Genomic DNA, 18120 nt, shown 5'->3' on the forward strand with positions numbered 1-18120 from the left:
ATCACAGATATCTGCAAAGGCTTCGACAATGGCTAATTGAGGCATCTGGTCTCAGGCTTGGGGAGATGACCTAACTACCATATCAGTCACTCAGTTAGAATGAAATAGCCCTGGATTGTCTATGAGGATTTGAAGATTGCCAACATGGTCAAGAATCATCGCTTGGCTAAATCAATTCAGGATGCTAGTTGGTATCAGTTCACTCAATGGTTAGACTACTACGGGAGAATCTGGGATAAAGCAGTAGTGGCATTTTCACCCCACTATACATCTCAAGATTGTTCTAATTGTGGCTGGAGAGTGAAAAAGTCATTAAGTACCAGAACTCATTCATGTCCCTCATGTAGTATTGAGATTTGCCGTGATACAAATGCAGCAATAAATATCCTCAAAAAGGGTATGGGGATTCTAGGCATAGAATGGCAAAACAGTACCTTTGGGCAAAAGGGATCTGCCTCGCAAGAGGGAAGTCCTGGGGAGAAGACCGCCTCTATTGCAGAAGGGAAACCTTCTACAGTAAGCGGATTTCTGTGAACCAGGAATTAGAATCCCCGACCGTAAACGGTCGGGGAGTATGTCAATCTTCACTTAAGCCAAGTAGGAGAGGGTTAGAAATAATTGTAAGTTGGGTTGAGCTGCCTCAACCTACGCAAAATTTGGTACTTTGAGCTTCTATCCCTCCAGTATTGCCCAAGCCCCAGTAAAAATCCCCAAAATATCTTGATATTTTTTTTGTTACTTACGTATAAATACAGTTTATTTTTTAGTAATTACTTAGTTCAACATTAGCCAATCTTGATTTAATCTTTATGGATTAATTAATAAATTAAGGTTATAAATTTAATTAGATAAATTCAACGCAAACAAAGGTTTGTCTATTCTATGAAACTACGGAATATTGCTACTTTAATTGCTGGTATGGCTGCGAGTCTAGGACTGATTTCTATAACTGGACAACAAGCTAATGCGGGAACGTTATATCAAAGTTGGAACTATAGTATTGATGCTTTCAATGATGGCTCTGGTGGCTCGGCTTATGACATCAAAGGCATGGCAGTTAAGGAAACCGCTGACAGCATTTTTGTAGCGCTGACTGGTGGTATGCCATTGACAGGCACTTACGCCAGTGCTGCTGTTGACAAAAACATCGGCTGGGGCGACTTGTTCTTCAACTTTACGGGTAATAATTTTCAAACTGCTAGTGATGCAAAAAGTTTGTTTGGGATTCGCTTTGCAGGGACAAACGATTCTAATGCTTCCAGCACTGGCATATACAAAAATGTCCAAGCAACTAGCGTTACTGGAATCAATAATGGATACAGCAGTTTGCAGCAATACAATGATGCTGGATGGTATAAAACCAATACTCTAGGCACCGATTTGCCAACCAAAGCTGATGCGTATGGATATCTCGGTCAAGGCTCAGTTCTCAATGTAATTGGCTCAGGTACAAAAGTGGGCGATATTACTATGCTCACCGCCGGGGCTTTGACTGCTGCTGGACTTGACTTTGCCCACTTCGCTGCTAGCGGCACTGAAACCATTGGTTTCCAGTTTAGTAAATCTCTCTTTGGTAACGGTGACTACTTAGCTCATGTGTTTGTAGAGTGTGCTAATGATGGCGTTGCACTGGCGGGAGAACTTAAAGATGTGCCAGAACCAACTGGGCTTGGAGGTCTTGCTGTAGTAGGTTTAGTTGTGGGTGGCTCTCGACTAAGCAAGCGTCACCGGGTGAGGGTGAGTGTAAATTAAGCTTCTTAAGAAACCCAAAACGTAGAAACCGGGTAAATTAAAAGTTACCCGGTTTTTGGCATTTGATTTATCTGCCCTTAAACACACACAGAGGAAACCAGCTTGACGATATGCGTTAGCGTAGGAAGAAAGAGTTGTTTTCCAGTGTGCTGTGTTACTTCATAAACGTCCTGCTATACGTGTCGGGTTAATCGGTTGCTTGTTGATTTCGTTAAGTGCTTGCGCCAACAGCGCTAATCAGGAAGCGCTTGAGCGATCGCTCGCAGCAGACCCTAAACTTAAAGAAAACCCTATTACTCTGGGAATGCCTGCTCCCAACAATCCTCAGAACGATAAACTGGCAGGTTTTCCAGCAGAAATACCCCTTTATTCAGATGCTCAGGTGCAAGAAGTCACACCAGCGACACCTGACTCTGGTCAAGGTCAGACAGCCCGTTTTACAACCGATGCTCCCAGTAATTCAGTTCTAAGCTTTTACCAGCAACAGTTTCAATCTAATAACTGGGATTTAGTCAGCGAGTCCGAAACGGGTGGCACAGAAAACACATTGGTAGCTCGTCAGAATAACCTGCAAGTTACGGTGTCCGTCGAGTCAGTTTCTGGCACTAGCAACCCCACGCCTACGCCCACTCAATCCGCTGTTGGTAACAATTCAAACATAGCCACAGAATTTACTATCAGCTATAGCCGCGATGCCAGCGTTGCCACAACACCTCAAGGGAGTAATTTAAAAGATATTTTCACTCAGCCAGCTAGTGAAAATCCCGCTCCCTCAACTAGCTCATCAGTATTCACTGATATAAATAAAGCACCCCAAGAATTACGTCAGTACGTAGAAGACCTAGCAGCATTGGGGGTACTTACTCAAGAGCCAGCTGGCTCCAAAAATAACTCAACTGCCAGCGGACAGTTTGAACCGAATAAAACTATCACCCGCCGACAATTTGCACGGTGGCTAGTTGCAGTTAATAATCAAATTCATGCCAATAATCCAGGCAAACAAATCCGTTTGGCATCAGATAGCGCTCAACCAGCTTTTCAAGACATTCCCCGAAATAACCCAGATTTTTCAGCTATTCAAGGTTTAGCGGAGTCGGGGTTAATTCCCAGTCGATTGACAGGTGATGCTACCGCTGTTCTATTTCGCCCCGATGCACCTCTAACCCGCGAAAATCTGATTCTCTGGAAAGTGCCTCTAGATACGCGCTCCTCTTTACCCACAGCTTCAGTTGACGCGGTGAAGCAAACGTGGGGATTTCAGGATGCAGGCAAAACTGAACCAAAGGCTTTGCGGGCGGTGTTGGCGGATTTCCAGAATGGAGATTTAGCGAATATCCGGCGAGTTTTTGGGTATACGACGTTGTTCCAGCCGAAAAAACCTGTAACTCGTGCTGAGGCAGCTGCGGCTGTGTGGTACTTTGGCGCTGAAGGTGAAGGAATATCAGCTCAAGATGCTTTGCAGAGTCAGCGTCAACAAAGCCAGCCATCACCTACACCTTTAAGTTCTCCAAATCAGCAGTAAATAGTGATGTAGGTTGGGGAGCCACCTCTTTCATTGAGGTGCGCTCCCCTTTCAGTTACCTTCTAACGCAACCAACCCCAATTCATGCCTTGAGATTTAGGCACAGGTTGCAAATTTTTAGTTTTACTTGTAGGCAATTTTAAACTTTTAATAAGTTGATCGTTGTCATCAATTATCAGAATTTCCTCCAGCGCCTCATTGATTTTCCAAGAGTTGGGATCGGCATTAATGCGCTTATTTAAAACATCCAACTGAGTATCAAGGATGGCTTGAGCTTCCACATCATTTTTGGCTTTAGCTAATTTTACTTGTAACACTTCTAATCCATCTCGAAGTACGCTAATTTCTGAGGAATTAGGCAGATTTTTAACTAGCTGAGTGATGGCGGCTTGGGTTTCTTGAGCCAATGCAACTTGATTCCCTGCCGATGAAGGCACGTCAGAAACACTTGGTGTAAAGAACATTAAAGCGGAAGTAACAAGACAAGTTACGCACATATTCGCTCACTCCTCAAATAAAGTTCGTTATCTCTGGCGGTTTTGCGGTCTTTGCAGTTAATTTTACAGACATTTTTTCAAATGCCAACCCTGAAGTGATATGATTGCTCTGCTCAATCGGTTCTGGTGAGGAGCAGCCACCAGAGTTAAGGGGAAAGTTCGGTGCAAGTCCGGCGCTGTCCCGCAGCTGTGATGAGGCATTAGTTACAGCCTCTAAGTCAGAATGCCCACCGATGCGAGATAAAGGGACTGGGGAAAATTCCCAATTCCTAATTACCAATCAACAGTAAAGAATTTGATACATCTGCGAGGTACAGATTATGACTAAAATTAAACACTTTAATTTCTTCAAGCTACTGCCAAGATACACAAGCGTCGCTGCTTTAATCGGGGTTGGCTGTTTAATTGCCCAAAAGCCTGCTTATGCTCACCATTCTATGGGCGGTAACGTACCTTCTAATTTCTTTGAAGGGTTCCTCTCAGGGCTGGCGCACCCGCTGATTGGCTTGGATCATTTTGCTTTTGTGATTGCTATTGGGTTACTGGCGGTTGGCCAAGTGCAGGGTGCACTGATACCAGCGGGATTTGTTCTAGCAGCAATGGTAGGAACTGGGATTCATTTACTGAGCGTTAATTTACCAGTAACAGAGATAATTATTGCTGTAAGCGCGATCGCATTTGGGGCGATGCTGGTAAAACAAAATAAACCTAACTGGATTTTACAGATAATTTTGGGTGCGATCGCGGGTTTGTTTCACGGTTACGCTTATGGTGAGGCGATTATCGGTGCTGGGATGACTCCGCTATTTGCCTACTTACTGGGTTTTACTTTAATTCAGTATGGCGTTGCTTTTGGTGCTTTCCGGTTTGGTAGTGCCGCGATTGGGAAATTTAACACTCAACGTTTATCCTTTCTGCAACTCGCTGGTTTGGCTATATCCTCAATTGGTGTAGTATTCCTCGCTTCGTCAATTAGTTAGTCATTATTAAATGACGTTTGAACGTTTCAACTTGACAAATTGACAATTGATATCAAGTCTGGTTGATTAACCGTAATTTTCTGGAACCCGGAACCCCACTCTCAACCCCTCCCCGCAAGCCAACTGGGGAGAGGTTCTTTTATTTTGACCTACAAATTATGTGTGAAATGGCAAACTAACCAAAGGCAGAAACGCCAAAACTAACCACTTCCAAGACCACATATTATTAGGGCATCGTGGCAATGGCTCTTGTGAGAGAAGCGCTTCTATGCGCTCCGTCAAACGATTTGGGGGGGCAACAGAACTGAAAGCAGCACAGAAGTTCTCTGATTGAATCGGTGAACGACTCCCCACCCAAAGCAGAGATTCAGCTAACACTAAAGAATCTACCTTTTGTGCCGCCCATCTATCCGCTCGTAGTTCCCGCAAAAGCAAAAGTTCCTGCCACAAACTTTCTGTATTCGGTAGAAACGATGTAAGCGATCGCATCCATCCGAGCCAGAAAAACCAAAAGGTATCCCGATAATAATAATGTCCTTGCTCGTGGGCAATTACAGCATCGAGATGATCCGTATCCAACATTTCCAATAATCCCCGGCTAACGACTAATTCCGGTTCCCAGAAACCAACCTGGGCGCTAAATAGAACGTTTGCGTCGAGAAAACGAACTGTGCCATCAAGTTCGATTTGGGGATAAGTGCGTGTTTGTCGCACAGAACGCCATCCCTCAATGGCTAATTTGAGGCATAAAACGACAGCATACCCTAGAAAGCTTAGAGCCAGAGAATAGCTGAACCATCCGGTTTGCAACCCTCCCATTTGTCCGTTGGCACCCATGCACAGCAGCGCGATCGCTGTCATTATGAGTAACAGTGGCCCAAATAGAAATGACCAAAGCGCTGTTTGCCAACGTTCTTGCCAATTTCCTACAGGATAAGACCATCGCCATCTCAGAAACCAAATCAACAAGAGCGCAAAAAGAATCATCACTAAGTGCATTACTTTTACTCCTCTCTAGCTTGGCGTGCAGCTGCCAGACGAAGCGCGATCGCTTCTATTTGCTCTAAACTGGCAGAGTCGAGACTATCTGCGAAGGCGGCCACTACATCGGGGTTTCCCACTGCCAAAAATTTGTGTAACTGATCGTGAGCTTCTATTACCTGCGCCTGGGAGCGAGAAACTAAAGCTCGCCAAGAAAATGTACGTTCTTTTTTATCACAAGCAAGCCAACCTTTCTCAGTCAAGCGACGCAGTACCGTTGTGACTGAAGTATAAGCTAACTCTCGCTCAGGATCTGCCAAAATGCGTTCGTGTACGTCCTTTACGGTGGCAGAACCAAGTTCCCAAATGATACTCAAAATCTCTCTTTCCAAAGGCCCCAAGGACATTTGTTTAGGGCGGTAGTTGGGCATCGAAGCCATATTATCAAATCCAATTAAATAGTTATCTTGTCGGTAAGGTTGCTAATCACAATTAGTTAATAATTGTACCATTTGTCTTAAATCTTAATACCCAAAAGCAACTTATTCCTAAATAAATTAGTCCCTGTATAATCAACCCTTCATATGTAACCTGTAGGACAGGCTCTCATAGCCTGTCGCTCTCGTAACTAGGGAGCGCTACAAACAAAGATATATTTCAAACTTGTTTAGGGGTTATATAACGCTCTTGTGTCACTCTGGGAAGAGCATAATCAGGAAAAATCTCTGAAACCCCAATTCTGCCTATGATAGCGCCTAAAGTAGAGTGACAAAAGAGCGATATAAAAGTAAATAAAGTTGATATTACTGATACTTCAAATCAAAAAGCAGGTAAAAGATGGAAAATCTCGACTTTTCAAAAGCTTTCCAACAAGGACAAGTCCTCAATACCAAATTTGGTATCAGGGTGTTGAGATCCTATCAAGTCGGGAAACTGCGCTTAACTTCTGGGCGTTTAGTAGCTTGCGATCCCTTAGCTTTCCTCTTAGGGACAGTTCCCTTTGCTACCCATTTTAATCCAGGGTTGTATCCAGTTATTTTAAGCGTTGCATATAACGAAAATAATGAGGAACCTCAACTTGCTTATGCGATGCTACGCCTTGATGAACAAACCCCTGTGCGGTGGGAAATGGCTACTAGACCTGGTGAGAGCTTAAGTTTTCTAAAAGAAGGAGAAATATTTGGCTACGGCGTTGATAGTGGAATTGGTTGCTTTATGGATGAAGATGCTGCTGAAATTCTTGTTGAAAGTACATGGGAGGCAGAAACAGAAGAAGAAGAATTGGTTACAAAGCTAGAAAATTTATTAGATGAAAACATAAGCCTTGGTTTTCTATTGGCTAATCTCATCGTAGATCAAACCACTGGAGCAAATATTATTGCATTTACATCGGGTTTAGGCGACGGTTTTTATCCTAGCTACTTTGGCTATGACGCAGAGGACAAGATTGTTAATGTTATCACTGATTTTTGTTTTTTTAATAGCGCAAAAATTACATATAGTAGTTATAGATGAGTTAAGAACAATGTGCATACTAATGCAACGCTCGGAAAATTAAATTTTTGGTGATTAGTAAAGAACTTAAACAGCCACTTGACGACAGAAAACGATTTGCTCCAGATGCCAACATTTTCTCAAAATGTAAAGTTGGCGATTACAAGTAGTTAATAATTGGATCATTTGTCTTAAATGTTAATCCCCAAGAGCAACTTATTCCTAAATAAATTAGTCCCGGTATAATCAACCTTTCTTATGTAACCTGTAGGACAGGCTCTCATAGCCTGCCGCTCTCGTTACGAGGAAGCGCTACAAACGAAGATATATTTCACAACTTATTTAGGGGTTATATAGCAATCCTCGGCAGAGTTTTGAGCCAGCCGTTCAGATAGCCGACTTCGTAAGCATTGTCGGCTATCTTGCCTTCACGAGTTATTTAGGACTGCTATAGCTTTACCCAGTCAGTGTGCTGGGTTTCGTTTTCTAAGCTCAGGCGTGACCGATCTCCGTAATCTTTTCGCTACCCCGGTTTTTTCTGAAATTAGCAAAAGCTTTACAGAAAATTCACACAAACTATGTATATTTTGTGTATAAATACACAGAAAAAGTTTTAGAGTTAAAAAATAGCAGAAAATAAAGGAAGGAAAATGGCCATGCAAAAACAAATTCTCGCCGCAGGATTTTTCCTCTTATCTTTCATGTTGCCGCTGAAGGCAACGGCAGCAACATTATTTAGCGGGCTTTACGTATTTGGCGACAGTATCTCGGACACGGGTAATGTTTTCAATGCCTCGACGGGTCTAAACGCAAGCAATCCCAATATCCCAATCATTCCTCCTAGCCCTTTCTACTCTAATGGACGTTTCTCCAATGGCCCGGTATGGGTAGATTATCTTGCCCAAGATTTAGCTTTAAGCCTGACTTTGTACACTGATCCCACTTTGGGTACTCAGCCAATTCAAGGCATAAACTTTGCTTTCGGCGGTGCTACCACAGGAACTGATAACACTATTTTTCCTCTTTTACCAGGATTGCAGCAACAGATTGGATTTTTTTCCAGTCTGATACCAGCTTCTCAGACTGCTGACAAAAATGCTCTCTATATAGTCTTGGCTGGGGCTAATGATTACTTGCCTACACAAAGCAGTTTTAAGCCTTATACAGAACCTGACCAAACCATCGAAAACATAACTTCTGCGGTTAGATCCCTGGCTGCACTTGAAGCTAAAAATATTATGGTAGTTAACTTGCCAGATTTGGGCAAACTGCCGGGTACCCTCCCAACTCCGGATGCTGATAGGCTCAACGCTTTGACACAAAAGCATAACTCCAGTTTGTTCAAAACTCTGGATAATTTGAGTGACGATTTAGCGCCCGATGTTAACCTAATTTCCCTGGATTTTAATTCGGCATTTAATGACGCGATCGCAAATCCAGCAAAATATAATTTCACGAATGTCACTGACCGTTGTTTATTCAACCCTCAATGTACGAATCCTAACGAGTATTTGTTTTGGGATCAGATCCACCCGTCAACTGCAACTCATAAAATACTGGGACAATTAGCCTATTCAAGGTTGACAGCACCAACCGAACCTGGAAAGAGCGTTCCAGAACCGGCTTCGGCGCTTGGTATATTAGCTTTTGGTGCTTTAGGTGCGGGTTCGGTGTTGAAAGGTAAACAGAAAAAAGTCAGAGTAGGTGCGACTGAAGTATAAATGTTAAATGGGTAGAAGCATCCCATTTTTGGCAACGCGATGCTCCAAAAACAAAGCCTGTCAACGCAACGGCTAGAATAAAGCCGACGCACCGTCTAGGCTTTGTTTGTTCGCCCTTAACTTTAGTTGTCAGGCGTTTTTACTTGTAAGCATGACTTTGTTGGATTACGACAATCTTTTCCAAACGATTGAAGAATTAGTGCTGCACCATTCTCCCAGCGGCGCTGAGGGAGAAATTGACCAGTTGTTAATCAGGCGATTTCAGGCGGCTGGCGTGGAAGTTTGGCAGGATAGTGCAGGTAATGTAATTGCCAAGATTGCGGGACAAAATCCACAAAAAGCGATCGCTATCACCGCCCACAAAGACGAAATTGGTGGCATTGTCAAACAAGTTGGCAAGGAGGGACGGGTAGAAGTTCGCCGTCTTGGAGGCGCGTTTCCTTGGGTTTATGGCGAAGGCGCTGTAGACTTACTCGGAGACGAGCAAACGATTACCGGAATTCTCTCTTTTGGATCGCGTCACATTTCCCACGAATCCCCCCAAAAGTCCCAGCAAGAAGATACTCCGGTGCGTTGGGAAGATGCCTGGGTGGAAACTAAATGCACTCTCCCAGAACTAGAAGCAGCAGGAATTCGACCGGGAACCCGAATGGTAGTCGGGAAGCATCGCAAGCGCCCGGTCAGAATGAAGGATTGGATTGCCAGTTATACGCTGGATAATAAGGCATCTGTGGCGATTTTGTTGGCGCTGGCGGAAACTGTAAAAAAGCCAGCAGTTGATGTTTATTTGGTGGCTTCTGCTAAAGAAGAAGTTGGCGCAATTGGCGCGATGTACTTTACCCAGAAGCAGCACGTAGATGCTTTGATTGCCTTGGAAATCTGCCCATTGTCGCCGGAATACCCAGTTGCAGACGGAGTAACACCAGTATTGCTTTCTCAGGATGGCTATGGCATCTATGATGAAACGCTCAATTGGCAGATACGGCAAGTAGCGCAAAAGCTGTTTATTCCGGTGCAATTGGCGACGTTGAGTGGTTTTGGCAGCGATGCCTCAATTGCGATGAAGTTCGGTCATGTTGCTCGTGCAGCTTGTCTCTCCTTTGCGACGCAAAACACGCACGGTTACGAGATTGCTCATTTGGGAGCGATCGCTAACTGCACCCATATCCTTTGCGCCTACTGCGAAACAGAATTTGCTAATAGCTATTGATCCCCGCAATTACCTACAATGAAGCTACCCATCCTGTGACAGATGTGAGCCACGTATGTCGAAAACTGTAGCCGACGTTATGAGCCGCGACCCTATTTTGGTGCGGACTGACACGCCTCTCAAAGAGGCTATCCAAATCCTGGCAGAACGACGCATCAGCGGTCTGCCAGTGGTGGATGAAAATGGAAAATTGGTGGGGGTAATCTCAGAAACCGACTTGATGTGGCAAGAAACCGGGGCGACTCCCCCCGCTTACATCATGTTTCTAGACAGTGTGATTTATCTGCAAAACCCAGGCACTTACGAACGAGAACTGCATAAGGCGCTGGGGCAAACAGTCGGGGAAGTAATGACCTCTGATGCAATTACAATTGCACCTGATAAATTCTTGCGGGAAGCCGCCGCGCTAATGCACGAGCGAAATGTGCGCCGTTTGCCAGTGATTGATCAATCAGAGCAAGTGATTGGTATCCTCACTCGTGGGGATATTGTGCGGGCAATGGCGGCAGAAATGTAGTACCTGTCATTACTCACCCTAAAGTAGGAAAGTAAAATCCTCACCCAACGTTTTAATCCAACCTTCAGACATCTACGACAACTAACAACAAATAATAATGAGCATTACCCCTGAGTCTGTTAAAGAATTGCTAGGTTCAGATAATTTTGGTGATCGCATCCGTGCGATTAACCAGTTGCGCCAGTTGGAAGTGGCGATCGCATTTGAACTAATTCAACCTGTTGTTACTGACAGTAATACCAGAGTTCGATATGCAGCTGTCAGCCAGATGGATACGCTGGGACACCAAGATTTAGAAAAAAGTTTAACAATATTACGCGATCGCCTCTTCCACGACCCTGAAGCCGACGTACAAGCTGCTGCTGCTGATGCGCTGGGAGCGCTGAAGCTAAAAGATGCCTTCTTAGACTTGCAGCAAGTTTACCAGCAAAGCCCTGAATGGCTCGTCAAATTCAGCATTATTGCCGCCTTGGGGGAGATGGGCGACGAGCGAGCTTTTGACCTATTACAAGAAGCCCTCACCTCCGATAACGACCTGGTACAAACAGCTGCTATTTCCTCACTGGGAGAACTGGGAGATCCGCGAGCAGTTTCCCTCATCGTTCCCTATGCTACCCATCCAGACTGGCAAATCCGCTACCGAGTAGTACAGGCGCTTCACAGGCTAGGCGGATCAGAGGCACGCTCTACATTAGAAGCTTTGGCAAATGATCAAGTCGAGCAAGTAGCCGAAGAAGCCAAAACTTCTTTAAAATCCGTCTCCTAGCCTGTCTAATAGCGTTTGTAGTGTTGCCGATCGCACCGATTTGAGCAAGCGTATACTAACCTAAAAAAGTTTATTTTCACAGCTAGGGCGAAGCATTTACCAAGTTAACCAGAGCTTAATCTCCAAACTTGGATACAAGTGCTTCGCCTGTTTTTGCAGCTATCTAATTAAGTATTTTCCCATAGAAATTTTTAATTACAGTTACTCGTTGAGCAAATATCTCAGTGTTTTACGAAAAAATATGATTTGAGCATCAGTAATTTGACGGATATTTTTATTAGTTTTATTTATTCCCAAACAAGGAAAATTGAAATAATTAAATATGGACTTATTTCATCCCCCTTTTACCCCAACTTTATAAAAATCTCCCCAAAGTACGAAACATTTTGAAGAGTAAGTGAAGTTACATCCGCATTCTTGCCAACCTCTAGTAGTAACCCCTATAGTGAGAATAACAAAAGCAATCAAGCTTATTTACGCGACCTACTGAGTTGAGAATTCAAAGCTAGAGTGATCCCTTAGATAACTGAGTTTCGTCCATCAGGTGCTTAAGTAGTTTCCAAGACAATCATCCTTAACACTCAAGCAACTTGCCCGGTTCTACTAAAAAAATAGTCACTCAACTCAAACGCTAAATATGCGGAGATTGAAATCTTGAAAACCACCTCGATCCTCAAACAGAACCTCATGAAACTCAAGCAAGCTTCAACTATCGTTGGTTTACTCGCTAGCAGCGCCCTCGCGCTCTCTGTAGCTCCCGCTCAAGCATTTAACTTTAATTCCGGCGCTGATTTGGGAGGCTGCGCGGCTGTTCCCCTGGAGAATCTCGGTAACAATACGGCTTCTGCTTCTGGTCTTTCTTCATGCACCACTGATGACGGCATTACACTTACAGCTGGTGCAACTAACCCGGTTTCCGGTGGTGCGAAACTGACCAAGAAAGAAGTTAATGGAGTCAAGGGTGTAGGTGTATACAACGATTCCAGCAAAGCAAATCTTGGAAGTCAGCAAGAAACTGACTTCGGCGAAACCCTCACCTTATCGGTTGAGAAACCTACAATATTTGAATCCCTCGATTTGTCTTTCCTGTACAAGAGAGGCGAGTTCGGCGACTTCCTCAACGAAGTTGCTCAAGTTACAGCAGGTGGGTTTACTGGAACCCTAAAGGTTCTTAGTGCTACTCAGGCTCAGTGGAACTGGAACGGTATAGAGCAGTTAGTCACCGCATTAAGCCCCTCTAATAAGTCTGGCGGCGGCTTGTACAGTATTCTGAATCCTTTCGGAAATGCAGCAGTTTCCAGCATTGTATTGACATCTCCCCAGGAAGCTGGAACAAGTTACAGATACAGTGACTTTGCTCTAGCAGGAGCCAAAACAGCTTCAGCTTCCGTTCCTGAACCAACAACTCTTGCTGGTCTGGGACTTGTAGGTGGGTTGTTAGTTGCTTCTCGTCGTCGCAAACGTAGCCAAGCTAGCTAGTTTTGAATTCTCAAGCAAATTAAATATAATTGGGGTGAGAAGCAGAAGTATGTTTCTTGCCCTGATTTTTTGAGATTATTTCTCAAGCAAGCGAATCTAATGTAGGGTGATTGATTGACAAAACTCTATCACCCTCACCCCTAATCCCTATCCCTCTGGGAGAGGGGAGCGAATCCGAATCTTGTTCCCTCTCCCTGTAAAAGAGGGCTGGGGGGAGGGCGGTTTGGGCAAGAGCTATCTTTGATTTATCAGTCAACCAGCGAAAGTAGGGTGGTTTCTTCCCACCCTACTTTCTTATCTTCAAAGATTGACTCCACAGGTAAAAAGGACTGATTAAACTACTCAGTGAAAACTCCATGTCACAAGCAGCAGCAATATCTGCTTTCTGAACTACTTGATACTTGACGAACAGGTAGATGAATTTCCGCAAATCGTTAATGATATAGATGGGAAAAGCAAAAGGTCTCTGCCAAACTTTTAGCCGAATCATGCGGATATGGTGTCGAGCTAAGCCAATCCCGCGTACAACAGAGATTAAGTAGTTTCGCTCCATTCGCCAATGGGGAATTTTATGAGCAATCTGCATCTGTGGGTTGTACCAAATCTCCCAACCAGCATTCTGAATATATGAGAGTGCTTCTAAGTCTTCACTAGCTAACATGGATTCCCCCACTCTCCCCTTGAGAATAAGTTGGCTAGGTACATTTTCAAGCCATGCTTGCTGGCGGACGACTAATCCTGAACCAGGAGGCAACATTTTGTTATAACGTTCATATATAAATGCTTTTGAGCCGCGATCTACAATTGCTAGGAAGCAGGCTACTTTTTCAAAATCTTCAGGAGGATTAACCTCAAACTCACCCTTGATGCAACCGTTGTAGGCTCCAGCTTTTGGATGCTCCTGACCAAAACTATAAGCTACTGCAACCCATTCAGGGTTCGGTAAGTTATCGTCATCGAGAAACCCGATGAATCTGCCTTTAGCTTCGGTAACGGCTCGTTGTCTGGCAAATGCCAGTCCTTTTTGAGGTTCAAAACTGTATGCTATTGGATACGCTGAAGACCAGTTAGATTGGTAGTCTTGAACAACTTTTGCTGTACGATCAGTACTATTGTTGTCGATTACAAGAATTTCCCAGGAAATCTGCTCTGTATGAATTTGCGATCGCAGTCTTTCCAAAACTTCTGGTAATCGGTTTTCTCCGTTGTGAGTACAGATTGCCACCGTAAAGTCAACCATTATGAAAAAATAACTGTTGTTTAACGGGAATTACACGATACAAAGCTTTCTGAACTCTACTATATTATAATCTGTTAACTATTAAGCCTGCCTACTTAGCTAGAAGTAATATTTTTTGAATTAAAATTAAATATATTTTTTACTTAAATTTTATTGGTTTATATTATTCGTTAGGAATTAAACCAAAACCATCTACAATAAGTGCCAGCCAGCCTGACAGCGATATCAAAGCGTAGTGCCTCAACAAAAATCATACATATATGAATGTTTCCCCTCCTGAAAACCTTAAAGATATTCTGCATAAATCGTTGGCTAAACTAGAAAGATTTGAAGAGTGTGCCTTACTAGACTATCCTAACTACTTAAATCTAGGCGACCATCTCATATGGATGGGGACTATACTTTACTTAAATGATATTTTAAAGACAAAAATTAAATACGTCGCCAATCTTACAAATTTTTCTGGAGAAGCAATGGAAAAAGAGGCTGGAAATGCTCCTATTTTCCTCAGTGGGGGCGGTAATTTTGGCGATCTCTGGCCTAATATACAAAAGTTTCGAGAAAAAATAATTACTCAATACAAAGATAAACCAATTATAATTTTACCTCAAAGCATATACTTTGCTAATCCAGATAACTTAAAAAGGTCAGCAGAAGTCATTAACCAGCATCCAAATTTAATTTTATTTACTCGCGATAATTATAGTCATAAAATCGCTATTGAAAATTTCTATAACGCTCAGGTAATTCAAGCGCCTGACATGGCATTTGAAATGCTGGGAATGCCTGGGTTACAATTAAATTATAAACCTAAAGACTCAATATTATATCTCTACAGACAAGACAGAGAGCTGAATGAGAAATTTTCTCCAGATGCGATCGCTATACCAAATTTAGTTGTAGAAGACTGGGTTTCATTCAAGTGGGTGTATGGACATCCAGACTCTAAATTGCATCAAAATATAGCTACACTTGTTCGAGAATTCTGGCAAAGAGGTTTAAAAACTCCTGACGACTGGATATCCCGGCAAAAATGGCAACAATCCCATCCATATATCGCGAAATTCAACGGGATGTATAATTCTGCTATTCATCGCAAATCATGGAGTTTTATCCATAGTGGAATTTATCAATTTTATCAACATCGTCTAATTATTACCAATCGCTTGCACGGTCATATTCTTTGTATTCTATTAGGCATTCCTCATATATTTTTGCCTAATTCTTATTACAAAAATGAAGGATTTTATGAGAGCTGGACTAAACTTATTCCTTTTTGCAGATTTGTTAAAGAACCAGGAGAAATAAAATCTACTGCAAAAGAAGTTATGGAACTATTTCCGCGAGGGATGTTATAGCCATTTTCAATTGCAGGAGATACTAAGATTCGGCTGAGCCATAGAGAAATCCAACCTACAAGAGACTACAAAAGATTAGGGTTATACTAGATAGCTAATAATTAAATTATGAATGCTGTTATTTCTAAACCTGTACGCATAGCTATTCTGGCGAATCCGGCTGGAGGTGGGGGGATGACAAAGGTAGTAATAAATTTGTTAAAAGGGCTGGTTATACGAGGATATGTGCCAGATTTAGTATTAGATTTTGCCCTGGATAAACCATACATAAAAGATGTTCCAAAGCAGGTAAGAATAGTTGATTTAAAAACTAAAATTGCTTACAAAACGCAAAGTGCGATAAGACTTGTACCTCCTTTAGTACGTTATTTAAGGGAAGAAAAGCCGGATTTATTAATTTCTCACTTAGTGTTTACTAATGTAGTTGTTGCGATCGCGCGGAATTTAGCCTTCGTTCCGGTATGCTTAGCATTAGTCGAACACCTGCCCCTAGCCAATAGTAGCAGTTCCCTGCTAAGGATATTTAGGCGATCGCTTTACGCGCAAGCGGATGCAGTTATAGCTGTATCAAAAGGGATGGCGCAAGAGCTTGAAACATATTTAAGCATGAAACCGGGGACAGTGCAGGCGATTTACAACCCAGTTGTAGATACCAATCTATTTCTAGATGCACAAGCACCTTTAGCTCATCCTTGGTTTCAAGCAAATCAACCACCTGTGCTATTAGCTGTTGGACGACTAACAACACAAAAAGATTTTCCAACTTTGCTTCATTCTTTTGCTCGTTTGCGGTTACAACGACAGGCGCGGTTGTTAATTTTAGGAGAAGGCGAGTTGCGAAAAAAGTTACAAGCTTTGGTTGTCGAGTTGGGTTTAGAAAACGATGTTTCTCTGCCGGGATTTGTGAAAAATCCTTATGCTTATATGAGTCGGGCGGCTGCTTTTGTGCTGTCGTCTCGTTGGGAAGGTTTGCCGACAGTTTTGATTGAAGCGATCGCTTGTGGTTGTCAGGTGGTTTCCACAGACTGTCCGAATGGCCCTAGTGAGATTTTGGCAGAGGGAAAATATGGTCGTTTGGTGCCAGTGGGAGATGTTACTGCATTAGCTCAAGCGATGCAACTTGCTCTAGAAAATCCAATTGATGCGCCCCAGTTGAGGAAGCGATCGCAAGACTTTAGCATAGAACGATCTGTGTCAGAGTATTTGCAGCTAATTGGTCAGTAGTCCCAAGTTCCCAAGTTCCCAATCCCCAATCCCCTACAGTAACCCTTCCAGTTCTATCGTTTCAATCAGCTGAAGACCTCGTGGATCGCCGACTCTCAAAAGTGCGGCTTTGGCATCTTCTCGGACACCCATTTCTTCATCTTCTGCGAATGCCTCAATCAAGGCATCAATGGTAGTACCGTAGACAGCATTAGAAGGCATTTCCCGGCACAGTTGTCCCAAAGACCAGGCACAGTTGCTGCGAACTGCGGCGATCGGGTCTTGCCTTAAGGCTTCAATTAGGGATGGAATTGATGCCACAATAGCCTCGTAGCCCAATCCAGCCATTTGAGCTAGGCCACTAGCTGCCCACAGACGGACGGCGGAAATATCGGTTTTTAAGGCATCTGTGAGGGGTGCTAAGGAACGGCGATCGCGGCAATTTCCCAAAGCCCAGACTACGCCTTTGCGGACATAGCCGTTCCAATCAAGGGATAGCCGAGAAATTAATGGCTCTACGGCGCTGGGACTGGGATTGCGCCCCAAGCCATAAGCCGCACTCACCCGCACCAACGGACAGGGGTCACTCAACAGGCGAATCAAATGGGGAATAGCTCGTTCATCCTGAAGTTCGCAAAAAGCTCGCGCCGCCAGCATCCGTTGCTGCGTTCCCGGTGCCTCCAGCAGCGCCAGCATCGCCTCTGGATCTGGCTTAGCTTCTTCCAGGGCATCAAGCGGCTCTATTTTGTCCAGAGGGCTTTCTAGCTCAGTTTCTGGATCGAGTAAGCTTAGGTCATCATCGTCTTCATACATAACTCTATAAAGTATCACTAAGGATCTAAATTCCTCTAGTCTCTATCAGCATTACCTGCTCTGGAGACGCACGAAAGTTAAGAAAACTAACATTATGAGTTTGTTACCCCGATCAAAAAGTTGAATTTGGTATAGTACACGACACCAAGAACCTTTAATTTTAATGCTAGATAACAGGGGGAGGAATGTGACAGAACACCTAGAGCCATATCGACGCATGGTTCGTTCCATGCGGTTTGTACCCGCACTTGGGCGACAATACGAATCGCACCAGTCACAGATGCCATCGCCGCCGCCGCTCAACTTTTCGTCGTCGGTGCCATCTACGGTGCCACCTGTACGGGAAGCAGTCCCCGATCCATCTGAACACGTTGCTGCCTTGGTGCGGGAGGCTGTCTCGAAACCAACGGTGCTTCCAGTCACCTATGCGATCGCAGAAAATATAGGCGATCGCATTAGCCGCATGACTACTCCTAAAAAGAAGCGATCGCCGGAAATTATAGCATTCAAAATTCCCCAACCTGACCCCAACTGGAAGCCTGCTACTACAGTGTCTGATTGGCAAAAGCCAGAAGACCTCAGCCATC

Annotated in this window: 16 protein-coding genes, 1 pseudogene and 1 riboswitch; of the genes and pseudogenes, 12 read left to right on the forward strand and 5 right to left on the reverse strand. The window is 43.7% G+C overall.

From position 1 onward, the window contains the following. Window positions 1–114: 114 nt before the first annotated feature. The 3 genes and pseudogenes from H6F63_RS13660 to H6F63_RS13670 form a co-directional block, all read left to right on the forward strand. Window positions 115–534 (forward strand): annotated as a pseudogene (locus H6F63_RS13660) (transposase); the annotation flags it as partial. Window positions 535–882: 348 nt separating this feature from the next. Further along, window positions 883–1752, forward strand: a complete 870-nt coding sequence (locus H6F63_RS13665) for an XDD3 family exosortase-dependent surface protein (protein WP_199298014.1) — start codon at window positions 883–885, stop codon at window positions 1750–1752. Between the two features lie 151 nt (window positions 1753–1903). Continuing rightward, complete coding sequence (locus tag H6F63_RS13670; RefSeq protein ID WP_190638134.1) at window positions 1904–3274, forward strand: S-layer homology domain-containing protein; 1371 nt, start codon at window positions 1904–1906, stop codon at window positions 3272–3274. A 62-nt stretch (window positions 3275–3336) separates the two neighbouring features. Here the strand turns inward: H6F63_RS13670 and H6F63_RS13675 are convergent, their stop codons facing one another. Then, entirely contained in the window at window positions 3337–3771 is a 435-nt protein-coding gene (locus tag H6F63_RS13675; protein ID WP_190638136.1) for a hypothetical protein, read from the reverse strand. Window positions 3772–3872: 101 nt separating this feature from the next. Further along, a riboswitch (cobalamin riboswitch) is annotated at window positions 3873–4021 on the forward strand. A 70-nt stretch (window positions 4022–4091) separates the two neighbouring features. Here H6F63_RS13675 and H6F63_RS13680 point away from each other — a divergent pair. Next, window positions 4092–4751 carry a HupE/UreJ family protein gene (locus H6F63_RS13680; RefSeq protein ID WP_190638138.1) on the forward strand — a complete coding sequence of 220 codons (660 nt, stop codon included), beginning with the start codon at window positions 4092–4094 and terminating at the stop codon, window positions 4749–4751. Window positions 4752–4907: 156 nt separating this feature from the next. Here H6F63_RS13680 and H6F63_RS13685 read toward each other — a convergent pair whose 3' ends face one another. Both H6F63_RS13685 and H6F63_RS13690 read right to left on the reverse strand, forming a co-directional pair. Then, window positions 4908–5750 carry a M56 family metallopeptidase gene (locus H6F63_RS13685; protein ID WP_190436320.1) on the reverse strand — a complete coding sequence of 281 codons (843 nt, stop codon included), beginning with the start codon at window positions 5748–5750 and terminating at the stop codon, window positions 4908–4910. A 5-nt stretch (window positions 5751–5755) separates the two neighbouring features. Then, window positions 5756–6172, reverse strand: a complete 417-nt coding sequence (locus tag H6F63_RS13690; RefSeq protein WP_190425258.1) for a BlaI/MecI/CopY family transcriptional regulator — start codon at window positions 6170–6172, stop codon at window positions 5756–5758. Window positions 6173–6569: 397 nt separating this feature from the next. Between H6F63_RS13690 and H6F63_RS13695 the strand changes: the two genes are divergently transcribed. The 6 genes from H6F63_RS13695 (at window position 6570) to H6F63_RS13720 (ending at window position 12919) form a co-directional block, all read left to right on the forward strand. Continuing rightward, entirely contained in the window at window positions 6570–7247 is a 678-nt protein-coding gene (locus tag H6F63_RS13695; RefSeq protein WP_190638139.1) for a DUF4241 domain-containing protein, read from the forward strand. 635 nt (window positions 7248–7882) lie between these two features. Then, complete coding sequence (locus tag H6F63_RS13700) at window positions 7883–8947, forward strand: SGNH/GDSL hydrolase family protein (RefSeq protein WP_190638141.1); 1065 nt, start codon at window positions 7883–7885, stop codon at window positions 8945–8947. Between the two features lie 151 nt (window positions 8948–9098). Next, window positions 9099–10157, forward strand: coding sequence for a M20/M25/M40 family metallo-hydrolase (locus H6F63_RS13705; protein ID WP_190638143.1), 1059 nt, complete (start codon window positions 9099–9101; stop codon window positions 10155–10157). Window positions 10158–10212: 55 nt separating this feature from the next. Then, window positions 10213–10674 carry a CBS domain-containing protein gene (locus H6F63_RS13710; protein WP_190436315.1) on the forward strand — a complete coding sequence of 154 codons (462 nt, stop codon included), beginning with the start codon at window positions 10213–10215 and terminating at the stop codon, window positions 10672–10674. Between the two features lie 97 nt (window positions 10675–10771). Continuing rightward, on the forward strand, window positions 10772–11440 hold the full coding sequence (nblB, locus tag H6F63_RS13715) for a phycobilisome degradation protein NblB (RefSeq protein WP_190638145.1): 669 nt from the start codon (window positions 10772–10774) through the stop codon (window positions 11438–11440). Window positions 11441–12127: 687 nt separating this feature from the next. After that, window positions 12128–12919 carry a PEP-CTERM sorting domain-containing protein gene (locus H6F63_RS13720; RefSeq protein ID WP_190638153.1) on the forward strand — a complete coding sequence of 264 codons (792 nt, stop codon included), beginning with the start codon at window positions 12128–12130 and terminating at the stop codon, window positions 12917–12919. A gap of 286 nt (window positions 12920–13205) precedes the next feature. Here the strand turns inward: H6F63_RS13720 and hpsE are convergent, their stop codons facing one another. Beyond that, a complete protein-coding gene (hpsE, locus tag H6F63_RS13725; RefSeq protein WP_190638155.1) occupies window positions 13206–14159 on the reverse strand; it encodes a hormogonium polysaccharide biosynthesis glycosyltransferase HpsE in 954 nt (317 codons plus the stop codon). A gap of 260 nt (window positions 14160–14419) precedes the next feature. Between hpsE and H6F63_RS13730 the strand changes: the two genes are divergently transcribed. Next, complete coding sequence (locus H6F63_RS13730; protein WP_190638157.1) at window positions 14420–15517, forward strand: polysaccharide pyruvyl transferase family protein; 1098 nt, start codon at window positions 14420–14422, stop codon at window positions 15515–15517. A gap of 108 nt (window positions 15518–15625) precedes the next feature. Continuing rightward, window positions 15626–16741 (forward strand): glycosyltransferase, encoded by a 1116-nt coding sequence (locus H6F63_RS13735; protein WP_190638159.1) that lies wholly within the window; start codon window positions 15626–15628, stop codon window positions 16739–16741. A 33-nt stretch (window positions 16742–16774) separates the two neighbouring features. On the opposite strand, the gene H6F63_RS13740 is transcribed toward H6F63_RS13735, so the two are convergent. Next, window positions 16775–17533 (reverse strand): HEAT repeat domain-containing protein, encoded by a 759-nt coding sequence (locus H6F63_RS13740; RefSeq protein ID WP_190425152.1) that lies wholly within the window; start codon window positions 17531–17533, stop codon window positions 16775–16777. Between the last annotated feature and the right edge of the window lie 587 nt (window positions 17534–18120).

It is taken from the genome of Trichocoleus sp. FACHB-40 (assembly GCF_014695915.1).
GTDB classification, from domain to species: Bacteria; Cyanobacteriota; Cyanobacteriia; order Cyanobacteriales; family FACHB-T130; genus Funiculus; species Funiculus sociatus.

What these genes read in the sequence shown, in the direction of transcription:
- H6F63_RS13700 (WP_190638141.1), top strand. Translation starts at nt 7,883, where the DNA reads ATGCAAAAACAAATTCTCGCCGCAGGATTTTTCCTCTTATCTTTCATG.
- H6F63_RS13690 (WP_190425258.1), bottom strand. Translation starts at nt 6,172, where the DNA reads ATGGCTTCGATGCCCAACTACCGCCCTAAACAAATGTCCTTGGGGCCT.
- nblB (WP_190638145.1), top strand. Translation starts at nt 10,772, where the DNA reads ATGAGCATTACCCCTGAGTCTGTTAAAGAATTGCTAGGTTCAGATAAT.
- H6F63_RS13665 (WP_199298014.1), top strand. Translation starts at nt 883, where the DNA reads ATGAAACTACGGAATATTGCTACTTTAATTGCTGGTATGGCTGCGAGT.
- H6F63_RS13710 (WP_190436315.1), top strand. Translation starts at nt 10,213, where the DNA reads ATGTCGAAAACTGTAGCCGACGTTATGAGCCGCGACCCTATTTTGGTG.
- H6F63_RS13730 (WP_190638157.1), top strand. Translation starts at nt 14,420, where the DNA reads ATGAATGTTTCCCCTCCTGAAAACCTTAAAGATATTCTGCATAAATCG.
- H6F63_RS13695 (WP_190638139.1), top strand. Translation starts at nt 6,570, where the DNA reads ATGGAAAATCTCGACTTTTCAAAAGCTTTCCAACAAGGACAAGTCCTC.
- H6F63_RS13740 (WP_190425152.1), bottom strand. Translation starts at nt 17,533, where the DNA reads ATGTATGAAGACGATGATGACCTAAGCTTACTCGATCCAGAAACTGAG.
- H6F63_RS13680 (WP_190638138.1), top strand. Translation starts at nt 4,092, where the DNA reads ATGACTAAAATTAAACACTTTAATTTCTTCAAGCTACTGCCAAGATAC.
- hpsE (WP_190638155.1), bottom strand. Translation starts at nt 14,159, where the DNA reads ATGGTTGACTTTACGGTGGCAATCTGTACTCACAACGGAGAAAACCGA.
- H6F63_RS13735 (WP_190638159.1), top strand. Translation starts at nt 15,626, where the DNA reads ATGAATGCTGTTATTTCTAAACCTGTACGCATAGCTATTCTGGCGAAT.
- H6F63_RS13720 (WP_190638153.1), top strand. Translation starts at nt 12,128, where the DNA reads ATGAAACTCAAGCAAGCTTCAACTATCGTTGGTTTACTCGCTAGCAGC.
- H6F63_RS13705 (WP_190638143.1), top strand. Translation starts at nt 9,099, where the DNA reads ATGACTTTGTTGGATTACGACAATCTTTTCCAAACGATTGAAGAATTA.
- H6F63_RS13685 (WP_190436320.1), bottom strand. Translation starts at nt 5,750, where the DNA reads ATGCACTTAGTGATGATTCTTTTTGCGCTCTTGTTGATTTGGTTTCTG.
- H6F63_RS13675 (WP_190638136.1), bottom strand. Translation starts at nt 3,771, where the DNA reads ATGTGCGTAACTTGTCTTGTTACTTCCGCTTTAATGTTCTTTACACCA.